Source organism: Ketogulonicigenium robustum, assembly GCF_002117445.1.
Classification (GTDB): domain Bacteria; phylum Pseudomonadota; class Alphaproteobacteria; order Rhodobacterales; family Rhodobacteraceae; genus Ketogulonicigenium; species Ketogulonicigenium robustum.
The window spans coordinates 1,874,524-1,890,536 of the sequence record NZ_CP019937.1 but is presented as its reverse complement, the minus strand read 5'-3'; the positions used below and the strand labels follow the sequence as shown (position 1 = coordinate 1,890,536).

Genomic DNA, 16,013 nt, shown 5'->3' with positions numbered 1-16,013 from the left:
TACACGAAAAGCCCCGCCGGTTGGCGGGGCTTTTTGCGTTTCAGGCCCTGACCAGCGGCAAAACATGGTCGCGTGTCAGCGGCGCCAAATCGGGCAGGGCGGGTTGGTCGGGATGAAGCCAGATGGCCTCGGCAATCTCGGCCTGAACGGTGATCGTGGGCGGGGCGGTGACGCGAAACAGCGCGGCGGTGACGGTGTGGCCAGCCTCGTTCGCGGCGGGGGCGCTGAACTGCCCGATGTACTGCGGCGCATCTGGGGCGATGTCGATGCCCAGCTCCTCGCTCAACTCGCGGCAGAGCGCGGCGCGCGGGCTCTCGCCCACGTCGATTTTGCCGCCCGGTTGCATGAAGGCGGTTGTTCCGTGTTTGCGCACCAGCAGCAGCGCACCATCGGCGCGGGTGATGATTGCGGCGGCGATGATGATTTCCATTCGTGTCCCCTAATGCCTGTTTATTTTCGGGCCAAACGCAGCCACCAGAAGCGCGGCGATACTGAAGGCCGCCGCCAGCGCGACGACCGCAGGCCACCCGCCGTGCTGCCAGAACCAACCACCAATCGACCCCGTAATGCTGGACCCAGCATAATACAGCAACAAATACAGCGCCGCCGCGTGCCCCTTGGCCCCATCCGCCGCCGCCCCGACCGAACTGCTCGCGACCGAATGGCCGATGAAAAAGCCGGTGGTGATAATGGCGATGCCGGTGATAATCGCCCAAATCGGGCTGGCCAGCGTGACCAGCACCCCAACCAGAATCATGGCAAAGGCCGACACCAGCATGGGCCGCCGCCCCAGCCGGTCGGCCAGCGTGCCCGCCACATTCGAGGACACCACCCCCAGCGCAAAGGCCAGAAAGATCATGCTGGTCGCAGTTTGGCTGAGGCCGTAGGGCGCGCCCGTTAGCCGGAAGGTGGCGTAGTTGAAGATGGTGACAAAAACGCTGGTCAGGCAAAAGCCCAGGAAATAAAGGCGTTGCAGCGCGGGATTGCGCAGGTGCCCTGCCCAAGTGCTCAGGTGAAAGCGCAAGCCTGCATGGGGCTTGGGCTGAAAGTTGCGCGAGGCGGGCAGCAAAATTAGAAAGCCGACCGCCGCGATGAAACACAGCGCGCCCAGCACCCCCATGGCCATGCGCCACGACCCGATCTCGGTCAGCAGGCCCATGCCGACGCGCCCCATCATCGCGCCAAATGCGGTGCCGCTGATGTAAAGGCCCATGGCCTTACCCAGATCTTCGGGGGCGATTTCCTCGGCCAGATAGGCCATGGCCACGGCGGGAACGCCGCCCAGCACGACGCCTTCCAGTGCGCGCGCCAGTAAAACCGAATGCCAATCAGGCAAGACTGCGATGATCATGTTCAGCACCGCCGCGCCGAACATCGACCCCGCCATCACCATTTTACGCCCGAGCGATTGCGACAGTGCCCCCATGATAAAGATGGCGATGGCAAGGCAACCCGTCGTCAGCGACAGCGCCAGCGAACTGGCGGTCGGCGACAGGTTGAAGCTGGCGGCAAAGGCGGGCAGCAGCGGCTGGACGCAGTAGATCAGCGCAAAGCTGGAAAACCCCGCCAGAAACAGCGCGAACTTGATTTTCGCAAAGGCCGGCGATGCGCGGCGGACTTGCGTGGTCTCGGCCGACGCTGGGGGAAGGGGGGAGTGCATGGAACGCGCCTTTCTGACACCCCCCTCTTAGACCCCTGATCGGGCAAGGTCTAATCCCAAGTCTGGCGTCCGGTTATGTGCCGATGATGATCTCGACCAAGTTCGGCTGCCCACTGGCGATGCCCGCCTCGATCGCAGGGGCGATGTCGCTGGCGCGGTCAATGCGGCGCGCGGTGACGCCCATGGAGTTGGCCAGCGCGACATAATCGATGGCTGGCCGCTGCAGGTCCATCGCGATGAACTGGTTGCTGCGCGCAGATACGTAATTCGCCTGCCCCTTCATAAAGTTTTTGAGGACATTGTATTCGCGGTTGTTCATCACGACGAAAGTGACGGGCAGTTCTTCGTGTGCGGCTGTCCACAGGGCTTGGGGCGAATACATCGCCGCGCCGTCGCCTACAAAACAAACGACCGGATCGCGCCCAAGGCCTAGCGAACAGCCAACCGCGGCAGGCATACCCCACCCAAGGCCGCCGCCGCGCAGGAACGAATACTGGTTGGGGCTGTCGCTATCGAGGAACTTGCGCACGAGGCTGGAGGTCGCGATCGCTTCGTCCACGATGGCGGTTTTTGGGCCGATGGCGCGCATTGCTTCGCGCGCGGCGACCAGCGGCGGGATGCAGTCGGCATCCATCAGGGCATCGGCTGCGGCGTTCAGGTCGAACCGTTGTTGTTTACGCGCGGCACCGGCGTTCGAAACCAGCTTGCTATAGGTGGCGGTGCGGTCGGCGGTGCGTTCGCGCAAATGCGGCATCAGCGCCTGCAGCGACGCGCGAATATCGCCGACGACCGACAGTTTGGTTGCATAGGTGCGGCCCAGGTCGCGCACATCGGCCGACAGCTGGAACACATCGCAACCGTCCGGCACAGCCGGGCCTTCGGTGTAAAGGATCGTGATCAGCGACTTGCCCCCCAGCGCAAAAATCGCATCGTATTGCGACAAGATGCTGGCGATGCCGCTGGCCTGCGTGGGCAGGTTGCCTGCCCACAGCGGGTGCGAGGTAGGGAAGGGGATGCGCGAGGGCCAGGACGAGCCGTATACCGGCGCGCCCAGCAGTTCGGCCACCTGTGCGGCCTCGGTCGCGGCTTGGCTGGAATAGATCTCGTCGCCCGCAATTACGGCAAGGCGGCCGGGTGGGATGTCGGCCAGATATTGTGCAAGTTCCGGCAGCGATCCGGCAACCGCATTGCGGTCGATCACCGATTTGCCGGTGGTGCTGACGGTGCTCATCTCCTCCATCACATCCATCGGCAGCGACAGGAAGACGGGGCCGCTGGGGGCGGCGTTCGAATCGTGGAAGGCGCGGCGGACCAGAACGGGTAGTTGGTCGGCGGTCGTAACCTCGCGCGCCCATTTGACCGTGGGCGCGGCAAGGCCGACCAAATCGCCGAACAACAGCGGGTCGGTCACGCTATGGCGCGAATCCTGCTGGCCAGCCGTCACCACCAGCGGCGTTTGCGAGACGTTGGCGTTGATCAGGTTTCCCATGCCGTGCCCCAGCCCGCCTGCAGTGTGCAGGTTCAAAAACGCGGGGCGGCGGGCGGCTTGGGCGTAGCCATCGGCCATCGCCACCACGCTCGCCTCTTGCAGGCCGAGGATATATTTGATGTCGAGGAAGTCGAGCAGGGCATCCATTAGCGGCAGTTCGGTTGTGCCGGGGTTGCCGAAAATATATTTGACGCCCTCGCTCTCAAGTACTTCCAGCAGCACGTCGGCGCCGCGGCGGGCGTTGACCTGATCTGTCTTCGTGAACATCGCGGGGTCTCCAGTCGAATCGCATGCATCGTGTGGGCAGGAATTTCACCCAAATGGCAGCGAAATTCTTGCTGCATTTTCGAAAATATGGCGATATGGCGGGACATTGGTTCTGTGTAGTAGCATTTTGCAGGACAGCTATTCTATTCCTTTGGGGAATGCATCTATGGATCATATGGACCGTAAAATACTGTCGGCGCTGCGCGAAAACGGCCGCCTGACCATGAGCGAGCTGGCCGAGAAGGTAAACTTGTCGGCCTCGCCGTGCTGGACGCGCGTGAAACGGCTAGAGGCAAGCGGTGCCATCGCGGGCTATGTCGCGCTGATCGACCACAAGGTGATCGGGCTGGGCAATACCGTGTTTGTCGAGGTGACGCTGAACAAGCATGACGACAAAGCGCTGGAAGAATTCGGCGCCGCGCTGCTGCGCATGCCCGAGGTGGTCGAGGCGCATCTGGTGACCGGCGATTACGACTACCTGATCCAGTTGGCTGTATCGGGAACGGAACACTATGAGCGTTTCCTGCGCGAGAAGCTATACCGCACGCCCGGCATCCAGCATTCGCGCACCACATTCGGCCTGCGCGCCCTAAAACGCGCCGTCTCGGTCGACCCGATGTTGATTGACGAGGTTTAGGGCGGGGGGCTTTGCCCCGCCCGTTTAGTCGTCCTCGTCGGCGGTTTGTTTGGTGTTCCGGGGGGCTGACTTTTCGCCCTCTTTGCGGGCCTTGCGCTTTTCAGCTTTCATGCGGGAAAGCTCTTCGTCAACGATCTCCAGGATCTTCCACGTTGCGATTTCGCTGACACGAATCCCGCGGTGTCCTTCGAACATGCCCGGCACGACCGACAGGTCTTCAAGGCCGGCGATATCGGCAAAAACGGTGTCGTATCGGCAGCCTGATACGTGCGCGCACTTCAGGAAATCGCCCCACCGGTGCAGTTGGGTCTGACGTGTTCCGATTTCGATCACCAAAGCGTTGGTTTTCGCATAAATCATGTTGGCTAGACCCGCGCCATGGGGCGCGATCACGATGTCTGCCCCGTTCATGGCTTCGATTTGCTCCAATGGGGTCAGGTTTTCAAAGGCGAAGGCCTCGAACCCGCGTTCAGTCAGCGCCTCGAGAAGTGGCTCGTGCCCTTCAATGCCGCGCGCGCGGGCGTCGGCACCCTCTTCATCACGTCCTAGCCAGATCAGGCGGGGATAGGCACGTTTCTGGCCTTTTCTGATCTGCTTCAGCGCTTCTTTGCGCAACTTGCGCAGGCTGCTGTCATACGACATCATTGCGACCAGCTTGGCATCGCTGGGGCCGAAAATGACATCTTCCCAGCGACTGTCGACATCGGGCGCGGCCAGCGCGCGATCAACCCGCTCGTCAGTGACCTGATACAGAAAGTGCTGATGGCTGTAGACTGACCTGATGCGATTATAGGCTTTGGGGCGCGCAACAAAGTTCACGCGATGGGCCAGGCTGGGGTAGATCGCCTCGATGAAGCGCTGCTGGAAGCTTTTGACGTCACCGCTGGGCAATTGTAGCGAGATCGGTGCGTCTGTGCCGTCGTCGACGAAGTGTGCCAGCGACCCCAGCGTCTCGGTGGTGAAGTGATAGTAGTTGAAGCCGTTTTTCAACTCGATCGCGATATCCAACGCGTCTGCTTCGGCACTGCTGACGTTATTGATCAGCGCGGCCCCAGTTGCACGTGCGCGCCGAAATGCGCCCAGATATCGCTGAAGGCGCCATTCCGGCTTGGCGTTTTCACGCTCGAACTTGCTGCGAACACGGCCGCCCGAGGCGCCGTTCAGCCAAAACCGGTTATCGATCTGCACAAGGCCGCCTGCAAAGCGGGCGTTGTCTAGCACGACGGGCAATGCATTGACCTCCATCGCGCCCTTGGGTAGCGCGCGCGTCACCTGATTGAGCATGCGGTCTTGGCGGCCGCGCAATTCTTCATTGTCGCTCGCAGCGAACATGCGAAATGTAGATGACTGGGCGGGGCGAATGATCCAGTTCGGATCGCGTCCAATGTACGATATCCCGTCATGAAATGCGGGCATATGCATTACTTCAATTGGTGGGCGTCGGAAGTCATCGGCCATCTAATACTCCAAGCGTAGTGCGGATGAGAAACGCGCTTGAGGGGGGGCGCCGAAGATCGGATGTGTTCGGCGCAACGATCTGCGCGCAAGGGGCGGCGGGACATCGCCCTTCTTGAAACTTTCCGAAGCATGTTCGCGTGTTAAGATATGCGATGCAACCCAATCCTGTGCACCAGCGTCGGCTAATGCTGGCCGCTATCGTCATACGCCTTGTATAATTAGCTTTTTGCATAGCGGAAAACTGCGAGGATTCGCTGGCGCCCGCAATCTATTAATTTTTTGGAGGCTCTAGCCCATCGCCTTGCTGCTGCATTCGAGGGGCTTTGCTGCGTTCAGCACGACATCCGCACATAGCTTTCCGTCATCGAAAAGCCTATCGGGTGCGGCGCTGAATAATGGGAAGAATGGTACCACCTCCCCGGCTCGAACGGGGGACCCCCAGATCCACAATCTGGTGCTCTAACCAACTGAGCTAAGGCGGCACTGCGTGGGGAATTACCCGCGGCGCGGCATGATTGCAATAGGGAATTCCCCGCGACGTAGCGGGAGGTTGGCGCTGCTTGCAATGATCCGCCACTGCGACTAGCTGAAAGGCTGACAATCATTCAGGGGTGCAGAGATGGGCATCAATAACGAACGCGACATCGAAGCGAACATCCAGATCGGCCCGACCGATCGCGGTATGGTGCGCATTTTCATCGAGGCTGGAACGGTCGAAATCCCGATGGATTTCGACCCCGAAGAAGCCGAGGAGATCGCCGAGGAGATCTTGGCGGCGGCTGCGGCGGCACGCAGTGCCAGCGGGCACGGCGGCAAGAAAAAGCGCTGATGCGTCGGCGGCGCGCGCCTAGGCGGTAACGATCCGCCCGCGCGCGTCGGTCTCGATTTGCAGGCGGCCGATAGCCTCGGCGCGGGCCCATGGCACCATTGCGTTGCCGTGGGCTAGCAAAAAGGCAGTGGCGCGCGCGGCATCGTGCTTTGCCAGATCGCGCAGGGCGCCTGCCAGCGCGCGCTGCACGATTTGGCTGCGATCGGCCGTCAGCGGTGCGGCGGCATCCAAGAACACGTCACGGCGGACAAGGTCGGCCGCTTTGGGGACTTTCACCCGCAATTTCGGGCGGTTCACCAGAATAAAGCCCGCGCGCAGGCTGGCTTTCGGCGCGGTGACCCACGGCAAGATTGCATCGAATCGCGCCGGGACGGCCTCGAGGCGCCGCTCGAGTGCGCGGCAGACCGTTTCGATCAGGGGCCAGTCGTCATCCTCCAACGTTTCCAGCCACGCGCAAAGCGTCTCCCAAATCGCGTCGTCATCGGCGATTCGCGCCTGCGTCAGCAACTTGCCGGCCAAAATTTGCGCGGATGCCGTGCCAAAGGCCCACAGATCGCGCGCCTGTGCCAAGCGGTCTTCGACGCTGGCAGCGGGGCGCATTTCGCGGGCCAGCCAGTCGATCATTTCGGCGGGCGTCGGGTCCCAGCCCTCGGCGCGCAGTTCGGCCTCGAGGGTGACAAGGCGGGATTGCAGGTCGGGGGGGAGGCTCATTTAGCGTCTTTCTTGGCGCGCAGGCGCGCCATCAGCGAGCGGGCAAAGCCCGGTTTGTCGACTTGGCGGGCGCGGCCGATAGCCATGCTGCCCGCCGCTACATCATGGGTGATGACCGATCCGGCGGCGGTGAAGCCTTCGTCGGCTACTGTTACGGGGGCGATCAGGGTCGAGTGCGACCCGATGAAAGCGCGGTTGCCGATGGTGGTGCGGTGCTTGAAGACCCCATCGTAATTCACCGTAATCGTGCCCGCGCCAATGTTGGTGCCGCTGCCCACATCGGCGTCGCCGATATAGGTCAGGTGGTTGGCCTTGCTGCCTTCGCCAATTGTGGCGTTCTTGATCTCGACGAAATTGCCGACGTGTACGTCTTCGGCCAGTTCTGCGCCGGGGCGCAGGCGGGCGTAGGGGCCGACGATCGCCCCACGTGAAACATGCGCGCCTTCAAGGTGCGAGAACGCGCGAATGCGGGCGCCCGATTCGACCGTCACGCCGGTGGCGAAAACCACATAGGGCTCGATCACCGCGTCGCGGCCCAGCAAGGTATCAAACGCGAAATGGACGGTGTCGGGCGCGATCAGTTGCACGCCGTCCTCGACCGCATCGGCACGGGCGCGGCGCTGGAAGATGGCCTCGGCAGCGGCCAGTTCGGCGCGGCTGTTGATGCCAAGGGTTTCTTCCTCGGGGCAGGTGACGACGCCAGCGGTCAGCCCCGCCGCGCGCGCGATGGCGACGATGTCGGTCAGGTAGAATTCGCCTGCGGCATTGTCGTTCGTCAGTTGGGCCAGCAGGTCGGGAAGCTTGCGAGCCGATAGGCACATGACGCCCGAATTGCACAGGCGAATCGCGCGCGTCGCGGCATCGGCGTCTTTGTATTCGACGATGGCATTCAGGCTGTCGCCATCTGTGACAAGGCGGCCATAGCGGGCATCGGGGTCGGCGGCCTCGAACCCGAGGACGACGATGTCATGCGCGGCGCGTGCGGCCTGCATCGCCTCGAGCGTCGCTGTGCGGATGAAAGGCGTGTCGCCGAAGGTGACGAACACATCGCCAGCCGCGCCGCCAAGGGCGGGCAGCGCCATTTGTGCGGCGTGTCCGGTGCCTAGCTGTTCGTCTTGGCGCGCGATGATCGCCTCGGGGTTCCAGCGCAGGGCTGCGGCAGCCACGGCATCACCGCCGTAGCCGGTGACCACAATGACGCGTTCGGGGATCAGGCTGTCGGCTGCGCGCAGGGCGTGGGCGATCAGCGGGGCACCGCCCACCTCGTGCAGGACTTTGGGCAGGTCGGATTCCATCCGCGTGCCTTTGCCGGCAGCCAGAATAATGAAATGTGTGGGCATGGGGCCTCCGGCAAAAGATTATGCCTGCTTTTACCCCGAGGGGCCGCGATCTCAAGCTGTTCCTTTCTTTTGGCGGCGTATGGGCTAGTCTGGGGCGCAACGAGGGAAGGAATAGTAATGCGCAGCGTGATTTTCGATTTGGATGGAACCTTGGCCGACACCAGCCTGGATCTGATCGTCGCCGGCAATGGGGCGCTGCGCGCGCTGGGAATGGACGAGGTGCTGGACGCGGGCGATGCCGGCGTTGCACTGACGGGCGGCATGGCGCTGCTGCGGCTGGGGTTTGCGCGGGCAGGGCGGCGCGACCAGCCGGTGCAGTCGAAGCACTACCCTATTTTCCTGCAGGCCTATCGCGGTGCACTGGATACGCACAGCGCGCTCTACCCCGGCGTGCCCGACGCGATCGAGGAATTGCGCACGGCGGGGTATGCCGTGGGCGTTTGCACCAACAAGCCGCAAGGGCCTGCCGATGACCTGCTGCGCCGCTTGGGCGTGCGCGATCTGTTCGGCGCGCTGGTGGGGGCCGATACGCTGCCGGTGAAAAAGCCCGATCCCGCCCCGTTGTTTGAAGCGATCCGCCGCCTTGGGGGCGATCTGACGCGCGGCTGTCTGGTGGGCGACACCGTGACCGACCGCGAAACCGCCCGCGCGGCGGGCCTGCCGGCGGTTCTGGTCACCTTTGGCCCCGGCGCGGCCGATGTGCCCGCCTTGCAGCCCGAGGCTGTCCTGCCCGATTATTCCCAGCTTTCTGCGGTGATTACGCAATTACGCCTTTAGCCTTTGTTGACCCTGCCGGATCGTCTGGTAAGGTGTGACAATCAGTCGCGATTCACCTCGCGTCGCCCATCGCTCGCACCTTAAGGAGGCACGTCGTGGGGGATCTGTTACGGGACTATCTGCCGATCCTGATCTTTTTGGGGCTGGCTGTTGTGCTTGGCGGCGCGATGCTGCTGGCTGCGGTGGTTGTCGCCGTGCGCAACCCCGACCCTGAAAAGCTGTCGGCCTATGAATGCGGCTTCAACGCATTTGACGATGCGCGGATGAAGTTCGACGTGCGCTTCTATCTGGTGTCGATCCTGTTCATCATCTTCGACCTCGAGGTTGCGTTCCTGTTTCCGTGGGCGGCGTCATTCGCGGGGATGAGCATGGCGGCGTTCTGGTCGATGATGGTGTTTTTGGCCGTGCTGACGGCCGGCTTTGTCTATGAATGGCGCAAGGGGGCACTGGAATGGCAGTAAACAGTCTGCAAACCGGCCCCAATACCGCTGGCAGCGATGCCGACCACGCCGCGCTGGTGCTGGGGCGGGCGGTGCAGGATAAGGGGTTCCTTGTCACCTCGACCGCCGATCTGGTGAACTGGGCACGGACGGGCAGCCTGCACTGGATGACCTTCGGCTTGGCCTGCTGCGCGGTCGAGATGATGCAGCTGTCGATGCCACGTTACGATCTGGAACGTTTCGGCACGGCCCCGCGCGCCAGCCCCCGTCAGGCCGACCTGATGATTGTCGCGGGCACGCTGACCAATAAAATGGCCCCCGCGCTGCGCAAAGTTTACGACCAGATGCCCGAGCCGCGCTATGTCATCAGCATGGGGTCGTGCGCGAATGGCGGGGGGTATTACCACTACAGCTATTCCGTCGTGCGCGGGTGCGACCGCATTGTGCCGGTCGACATCTACGTCCCGGGCTGTCCCCCCACCGCCGAGGCGCTGCTGTATGGCATTATGCAGCTGCAGCGCAAAATTCGCCGAACCGGCACGATCGTGAGGTAACAGATGCAGGCGCTGGCAGATCACATCACTGCGGCTTTCAACGTGCAGACCCAGATCGCTTACGGCGAGCTGACCCTGACCGCTGCCCCCGCCGATCTGCCCGCACTGCTGGCGTTTTTGCGCGACGATCCGCAGTGCCGCTTTGGCACGCTGGTCGATATTACAGCCATCGACTACCCCGCCCGCGCGCCGCGTTTTGTGTTGGTCTACCATCTGCTCTCGATGACGAAAAACCACCGCATTCGCATTCATACCCCCGTGGCCGATGGTGCGATTACCCCGTCGGTGATCCCTGTCTACCCCGCCGCCGATTGGTTCGAACGCGAGGTCTTCGACATGTTCGGCCTGCTGTTCAGCGGCCACCCCGACCTGCGCCGCCTGTTGACCGATTATGGTTTTTCCGGCCACCCGCTGCGCAAAGATTTTCCAACGACAGGCTATACCGAGGTCGTCTACGACGAGGTCGAAAAGCGGGTCGTCCATACGCCCGTCTCGCTTGTGCAATCCTACCGCCAGTTCGATTTCCTCTCGCCATGGGAGGGGATGGATCATACCCTTCCGGGGGATGAAACCGAACATAAAGGTGAGGGTGTATGAGCGATCTTCCGGTGATTTTCGGCATGGGGGCGGCGCAGGCGGGCCAAAGCTGGCTGTTCAACGCGCTGGCGCAAAGCCCCGATGTGCGTAGCCTACCGCTAGAGGAGCTGCACTACTGGGATACCTTCGCCCCACGCGATGCGGAAGAGCACGTGCAGGCGCTGAATGCGCGGGCCGAGCTGATGACCGAGCGCCACGGGCTGGACGGCCCCGGCCTCGATCTGGCAGAATTGGCCGCGGTGCTGGAATACGACCGCACTGATGATGCGGCCTATCACGCCTATCTGGCCGCTGCGCTGGTTGACCACGCGGGTGCCTACGCGATGGATTTCACCCCCAGTTACAGTATGTTATCCATTGCCGAGCTGGAGCGCGCCGTCGCCTTTTCCAGCCGCAGCGTGTTTTTGTTCATCATGTGCGACCCCGTGGCGCGGCTGTGGGCGCATGTGCGCATGAACGCCGCGCGGCGCTTGCGCGCGGGCGATGATCTGGATGCCAAGGCCAATTTCATCCTGCGCCGCGCGCTGCAGGGCCTCGAGGGGCACATCATGATGCGGGGCGATTATGCTAGCGCCCTGCGCCGCTTGCAGGCTGTCGTGCCGCGCGGGCGCTTGTATGTTCTGGTAGCCGAACAAGCCCTGTGTGCCACTGGCGTCGCCGCCCTTTGCCGCGCGCTGAAGATCGCCCCTGCGGGGGTGCCTGCGGACGAGCCCGTGTTCCAGCCGTCTTACGCCGGTATGGATCCAGCCATGATGGCCGCCGCGCGCTGGCAGTTGCGCGACCAATACGACGCCGTTGCCGAAATACTGGGCGAGATGCCCGCCAGCTGGTTGCCCGAAACCCGCGAGGTTTCCGCTGCCCAGCCCGAGGAGGAGTTATCGCAATGAGCCATCAAACCGTTGAAGTTGCGCCGATTATGCCGGTCGATCAGGGGTTTGACGACCACCAAAGCGACCTGCAAAAGGTGCGTAATTTCAACATCAACTTCGGCCCGCAGCACCCCGCTGCCCACGGCGTTCTGCGCCTTGTGCTGGAGTTGGATGGCGAAGTGGTGGAGCGCTGCGACCCGCACGTCGGCCTGCTGCATCGCGGCACCGAAAAACTGATGGAAAGCCGCACGTATCTGCAAAACCTGCCGTATCTTGATCGGCTGGATTATGTCGCCCCGATGAATCAGGAACACGCGTGGTGTCTGGCGATCGAGCGGCTGGCCGGCATCACCGTGCCGCGCCGTGCCAGCCTGATCCGCGTCTTGTTTTGCGAGATCGGCCGCGTGCTGAACCACCTGATGAACCTCACAACCGGCGCGATGGATGTCGGCGCCCTGACACCGCCGCTGTGGGGCTTCGAGGAACGCGAGAAGCTGATGCTGTTTTACGAGCGGGCCTGCGGCGCGCGCCTGCATGCGGCCTACTTCCGCCCCGGCGGCGTGCATCAGGATCTGCCCCCCGACTTGATCGACGACATCGAAGCTTGGGCCGAGGGCTTCCCCGCCTTCGTCGACGATCTGGCGGGGCTGTTGGTTGAAAGCCGCATCTTCAAACAACGCATGGTCGACATCGCCATCGTCTCGAAAGAGGAGGCGGTCAGCCTCGGGTTTTCGGGGGTGATGGTGCGCGGCTCGGGTATGGCGTGGGATTTGCGCCGCGCGCAGCCCTATGAACGCTATGACGAATTCGATTTCGACATTCCTGTCGGCACCAACGGCGATTGCTACGACCGCTTCTTGTGCCGCGTCGCCGAGATGCGCGAATCGGTCAAAATCATTCTGCAGGCCTGCCAAAAACTGCGCAGCAGCCCCGGCGATGTGCTGGCGCGCGGCAAGCTGACGCCGCCCCCGCGGGCCGAGATGAAGGGCTCGATGGAGGCACTGATCCATCACTTCAAACTATATTCCGAGGGGTTCCACCTGCCCGCAGGCGAGGTTTACGCCGCTGTCGAGGCCCCAAAAGGCGAATTCGGCGTTTATCTGGTCAGCGACGGCAGCAACAAACCCTACCGCGTCAAGCTGCGCGCGCCGGGTTTTGCGCATCTGCAAGCGATGGATCACCTGAGCAAAGGGCATCTTCTTGCCGATGTCACGGCGATTATTGCCACACTTGATATCGTATTCGGCGAGGTTGATCGGTAATCTGATGGCGATGACCTGCACGAAAGAAGGATTGTGAAATGTTGATCGATACCATCAAGCCCGTCGCTTTGCTTGCTGCACTGGGTGTCTTGGCAGGCTGCACCAGCGATATGTTCCCCTCGCTGACCCGCGCGCAGCAGACGCCGACGCAAACCGCGCCCGCCGCCCAAACCCCGCCGGCGTCGAATCTGGCGCCGGCTGACCGCCTGCTGGCCTCGATCGAATCCGAGGGTTGCATCCTGCAACAGGGCAATGTTGCCAGCGTTCTGTTGCGCGCGAACCTGACACAGCAACAACTGATGGAACTTGCCCCGCAGCTGGCCTCGTCCGGCCGGGCCGAGGTCACCCCCAGCGGAACAATCCGCGTTATAACCCCGCGCTGTGCCTAACTAGGCCCGCGCCAGCCGGAGAGGGCAGATGCTTCGCAGACTTCACCCTGATCAGCCCGCAAGTTTTGCCTTTACCCCGGCCAATCAGGCCTGGGCGGAATTGCAGATTGCAAAATATCCGCCCGGGCGGCAGGCCAGCGCGATCATCCCGTTGCTGTGGCGCGCACAGGAACAGGAAGGCTGGTTGACCCGCGCCGCGATTGAACATGTCGCGACGCAGCTCGACATGCCCTTCATCCGCGCGCTGGAAGTTGCGACGTTCTACTTCATGTTCCAGCTACAGCCCGTGGGGTCGGTCGCGCATTTGCAGATCTGCGGCACCTTGTCGTGCATGCTGTGCGGATCAGAAGATCTGATGGCGGTGTGCCGCCAAAAGATCGCCGATCAACCGCACGCGCTGTCGGATGACGGCAAGCTGTCGTGGGAAGAGGTCGAGTGCCTTGGCGCGTGCACCAACGCCCCGATGGCGCAGATTGGCAAAGATTACTACGAAGACCTAACCGCCGAGGGGCTGGCCGATTTGATCGACCGCCTGCGCGCGGGCGAGGTGCCGGTCGCAGGCCCGCAGAACGGCCGCTTCTCGTCCGAGCCCTTGGGCGGCGCGACGGTTTTGCAAGACACACCCGGCGCGGCCGAGCCGCTGAACGCCAGCATGGCGCTGGCCGATACCATCAAAGATACCATCAAGCGCATTGACGGCACCGAAGTGCCGCTGCGCCATCCCCGAGGCGAGACGATAGAATGACGACTGAGAATGACCGCAAATCGGCCGAGCAAGGCCAGCGCTTGGCCATCGCGATGGCTGCGGTTGGTGTTTACTGGATTTTGGCCACATGGATCGGCGGCGCGATGGGCCTGTCGAACCGCGTACGCGCCCTGCTGGATTTGATCGCCCTTGCGGGCTTCGGCTGGGTGCTGTGGGGCGTGTTTCAACTGTGGCGTGCGCGCCAGAACGAGGCGGGAAAGTAGCGATGCTGCACGATTCGGACCGTATCTTCACGAACATCTATGGCCAGCACGACCGCAGCTTGCGCGGTGCGCAGATGCGCGGCCATTGGGACGGCACTGCCGCCATTATCGCGAAGGGGCGGGACTGGATCGTCGAAGAAATGAAGGCCTCGGGGCTGCGTGGGCGCGGTGGGGCAGGGTTTTCGACCGGCTTGAAGTGGAGCTTTATGCCCAAAGATACCGGTGGCCGCCCTGCCTATTTGGTGGTGAATGCCGATGAATCCGAGCCTGGCACCTGCAAAGACCGCGAAATCCTGCGCCACGAACCCCATACGCTGATCGAAGGGTGCCTGATCGCGTCCTATGCCATCGGTGCCCATGCCGCCTACATCTACATTCGCGGCGAATATATCCGCGAGCGTGAGGCCCTGCAGCGCGCCATCGACGAATGCTACGACGCGGGCCTGCTAGGCAAAAACGCGGCGGGGTCGGGCTGGGATTTTGACCTGTACCTGCACCACGGCGCGGGCGCCTATATCTGCGGCGAGGAAACTGCGCTGCTGGAAAGCCTTGAAGGTAAAAAGGGCATGCCGCGCATGAAGCCGCCGTTTCCGGCTGGCGCGGGGCTGTATGGCTGTCCGACCACGGTGAACAACGTCGAATCCATCTCGGTCGCGCCCACGATTTTGCGGCGCGGGGCCAGCTGGTTCAGCAGCTTTGGCCGCCCGAACAATGCGGGCACCAAGCTTTTCGCCATTTCCGGCCACGTGAACCACCCCTGCGTGGTCGAGGAAGAAATGTCGATCCCGTTCCGCGAGTTGATCGACAAGCATTGCGGCGGCATTCGCGGCGGCTGGGATAACCTGAAGGGCGTGATCCCGGGTGGATCGTCGGTTCCGGTTTTGCCTGCCGCTGTGATGGACGAGGCCATCATGGATTTCGACTGGCTGCGCGGTCAGCAGTCGGGCCTCGGGACGGCGGCGGTCATCGTGATGGACCAGTCGGTGGATATCGTCAAAGCGATCTGGCGGTTGTCGAAGTTCTACAAGCACGAAAGCTGCGGCCAGTGCACCCCTTGTCGTGAAGGCACGGGTTGGATGATGCGCGTGATGGAGCGGCTGGTTTTGGGCACGGCCGAGCCTGCCGAAATCGACATGCTGATCCAAGTGACCAAACAGGTCGAGGGCCACACGATTTGCGCCTTGGGCGATGCGGCGGCTTGGCCCATTCAGGGTTTGGTGCGTCACTTCCGCCCCGAGGTTGAGGCCCGCTTGCGCCAAAGCCGGATTGCCGCCGAATAAGCGCGCAATTTCACGCGCCCCTTGAACCTTGGCGGCCCGCCGCACACTTTGATGGCAAGCGGTTGGAGGCGGAAAATGCGGCGTTTTATGTTAGCAATGATGGTCACGACCCTAATGCCGTCCATGGCACTGGCCCAAGCGCGCCCGCCCTTGGGGCAAGTGGCGCAAGTGACCGAGCCACTGATCACCGCCGCGATGGCCTATGAAATCAGCCGTGTGTGCGGGGCGGTCAATATTCGTCTGCTGCGCGGCATCGGGTATCTGAACGGAATTAAATCAACCGCGCGGGGCCTCGGCTATAGCAGCGTCGAGATTGATAGCTTTGTCGATGACCGCACGCAGAAGCGGAATCTGGAAGACGTCGCGCGCGGGCGCTTGCGGGATTTGGGTGCGATTGACGGCCAACCCGAGACGTTTTGCGCGGTTGGGCGCAGCCAAATCGCAGCCGGTAGCCAGATCGGTCGCCTGCTGCACTGATTCGAAAT

General features: G+C 62.6%; 19 protein-coding genes and 1 tRNA gene. 13 read left to right on the top strand and 7 right to left on the bottom strand.

What is annotated here, in order from left to right; genetic code table 11:
• Window positions 1-40: 40 nt before the first annotated feature.
• From BVG79_RS09405 to BVG79_RS09395, 3 genes are all read right to left on the bottom strand, one after another.
• Complete coding sequence (locus tag BVG79_RS09405) at window positions 41-430, bottom strand: NUDIX hydrolase (protein WP_085786664.1); 390 nt, start codon at window positions 428-430, stop codon at window positions 41-43.
• A 9-nt stretch (window positions 431-439) separates the two neighbouring features.
• On the bottom strand, window positions 440-1,660 hold the full coding sequence (locus BVG79_RS09400) for an MFS transporter (RefSeq protein WP_085786663.1): 1,221 nt from the start codon (window positions 1,658-1,660) through the stop codon (window positions 440-442).
• Between the two features lie 73 nt (window positions 1,661-1,733).
• Complete coding sequence (locus tag BVG79_RS09395; RefSeq protein ID WP_085786662.1) at window positions 1,734-3,416, bottom strand: thiamine pyrophosphate-binding protein; 1,683 nt, start codon at window positions 3,414-3,416, stop codon at window positions 1,734-1,736.
• Between the two features lie 166 nt (window positions 3,417-3,582).
• Between BVG79_RS09395 and BVG79_RS09390 the strand changes: the two genes are divergently transcribed.
• Window positions 3,583-4,053 (top strand): Lrp/AsnC family transcriptional regulator, encoded by a 471-nt coding sequence (locus BVG79_RS09390; protein ID WP_085786661.1) that lies wholly within the window; start codon window positions 3,583-3,585, stop codon window positions 4,051-4,053.
• A gap of 24 nt (window positions 4,054-4,077) precedes the next feature.
• Here the strand turns inward: BVG79_RS09390 and BVG79_RS09385 are convergent, their stop codons facing one another.
• Entirely contained in the window at window positions 4,078-5,469 is a 1,392-nt protein-coding gene (locus tag BVG79_RS09385; RefSeq protein WP_198167837.1) for a glycosyltransferase family 61 protein, read from the bottom strand.
• Between the two features lie 447 nt (window positions 5,470-5,916).
• A tRNA-His gene (locus BVG79_RS09380) sits at window positions 5,917-5,993 on the bottom strand.
• A 137-nt stretch (window positions 5,994-6,130) separates the two neighbouring features.
• Between BVG79_RS09380 and BVG79_RS09375 the strand changes: the two genes are divergently transcribed.
• Window positions 6,131-6,340 carry a DUF6324 family protein gene (locus tag BVG79_RS09375; protein ID WP_085786659.1) on the top strand — a complete coding sequence of 70 codons (210 nt, stop codon included), beginning with the start codon at window positions 6,131-6,133 and terminating at the stop codon, window positions 6,338-6,340.
• 18 nt (window positions 6,341-6,358) lie between these two features.
• On the opposite strand, the gene BVG79_RS09370 is transcribed toward BVG79_RS09375, so the two are convergent.
• Together BVG79_RS09370 and glmU are read right to left on the bottom strand one after the other, a co-directional pair.
• A complete protein-coding gene (locus BVG79_RS09370; RefSeq protein WP_085786658.1) occupies window positions 6,359-7,051 on the bottom strand; it encodes a DNA alkylation repair protein in 693 nt (230 codons plus the stop codon).
• The gene (glmU, locus tag BVG79_RS09365) at window positions 7,048-8,391 is read right to left on the bottom strand and encodes a bifunctional UDP-N-acetylglucosamine diphosphorylase/glucosamine-1-phosphate N-acetyltransferase GlmU (RefSeq protein ID WP_085786657.1); all 1,344 of its coding nucleotides are present in this window, start codon (window positions 8,389-8,391) and stop codon (window positions 7,048-7,050) included. Before glmU ends, BVG79_RS09370 begins: the two co-directional genes overlap by 4 nt.
• Before the next feature lie 117 nt (window positions 8,392-8,508).
• On the opposite strand from glmU, the gene BVG79_RS09360 reads away from it, so the two are divergent.
• From BVG79_RS09360 to BVG79_RS09310, 11 genes are all read left to right on the top strand, one after another.
• Window positions 8,509-9,168, top strand: a complete 660-nt coding sequence (locus tag BVG79_RS09360) for an HAD-IA family hydrolase (RefSeq protein WP_085786656.1) — start codon at window positions 8,509-8,511, stop codon at window positions 9,166-9,168.
• 95 nt (window positions 9,169-9,263) lie between these two features.
• Window positions 9,264-9,629 (top strand): NADH-quinone oxidoreductase subunit A, encoded by a 366-nt coding sequence (locus tag BVG79_RS09355; protein WP_085786655.1) that lies wholly within the window; start codon window positions 9,264-9,266, stop codon window positions 9,627-9,629.
• On the top strand, window positions 9,620-10,162 hold the full coding sequence (locus BVG79_RS09350) for a NuoB/complex I 20 kDa subunit family protein (protein WP_085786654.1): 543 nt from the start codon (window positions 9,620-9,622) through the stop codon (window positions 10,160-10,162). The genes BVG79_RS09355 and BVG79_RS09350 overlap by 10 nt, the downstream gene beginning before the upstream one ends.
• 3 nt (window positions 10,163-10,165) lie before the next feature.
• Window positions 10,166-10,759 carry an NADH-quinone oxidoreductase subunit C gene (locus tag BVG79_RS09345; protein WP_085786653.1) on the top strand — a complete coding sequence of 198 codons (594 nt, stop codon included), beginning with the start codon at window positions 10,166-10,168 and terminating at the stop codon, window positions 10,757-10,759.
• Window positions 10,756-11,646 carry a hypothetical protein gene (locus BVG79_RS09340; RefSeq protein ID WP_085786652.1) on the top strand — a complete coding sequence of 297 codons (891 nt, stop codon included), beginning with the start codon at window positions 10,756-10,758 and terminating at the stop codon, window positions 11,644-11,646. The genes BVG79_RS09345 and BVG79_RS09340 overlap by 4 nt, the downstream gene beginning before the upstream one ends.
• A gap of 29 nt (window positions 11,647-11,675) precedes the next feature.
• A complete protein-coding gene (locus BVG79_RS09335) occupies window positions 11,676-12,890 on the top strand; it encodes an NADH-quinone oxidoreductase subunit D (protein WP_085787345.1) in 1,215 nt (404 codons plus the stop codon).
• 38 nt (window positions 12,891-12,928) lie between these two features.
• Entirely contained in the window at window positions 12,929-13,279 is a 351-nt protein-coding gene (locus BVG79_RS09330; protein ID WP_085786651.1) for a hypothetical protein, read from the top strand.
• A 28-nt stretch (window positions 13,280-13,307) separates the two neighbouring features.
• A complete protein-coding gene (gene nuoE, locus BVG79_RS09325) occupies window positions 13,308-14,024 on the top strand; it encodes an NADH-quinone oxidoreductase subunit NuoE (RefSeq protein ID WP_085786650.1) in 717 nt (238 codons plus the stop codon).
• Complete coding sequence (locus BVG79_RS09320) at window positions 14,021-14,248, top strand: DUF5337 domain-containing protein (protein ID WP_085786649.1); 228 nt, start codon at window positions 14,021-14,023, stop codon at window positions 14,246-14,248. Before nuoE ends, BVG79_RS09320 begins: the two co-directional genes overlap by 4 nt.
• A 2-nt stretch (window positions 14,249-14,250) precedes the next feature.
• Window positions 14,251-15,528 carry an NADH-quinone oxidoreductase subunit NuoF gene (gene nuoF / locus BVG79_RS09315; RefSeq protein ID WP_085786648.1) on the top strand — a complete coding sequence of 426 codons (1,278 nt, stop codon included), beginning with the start codon at window positions 14,251-14,253 and terminating at the stop codon, window positions 15,526-15,528.
• Between the two features lie 75 nt (window positions 15,529-15,603).
• The gene (locus BVG79_RS09310; protein WP_085786647.1) at window positions 15,604-16,005 is read left to right on the top strand and encodes a DUF5333 domain-containing protein; all 402 of its coding nucleotides are present in this window, start codon (window positions 15,604-15,606) and stop codon (window positions 16,003-16,005) included.
• The last annotated feature ends 8 nt before the right edge of the window (window positions 16,006-16,013 follow it).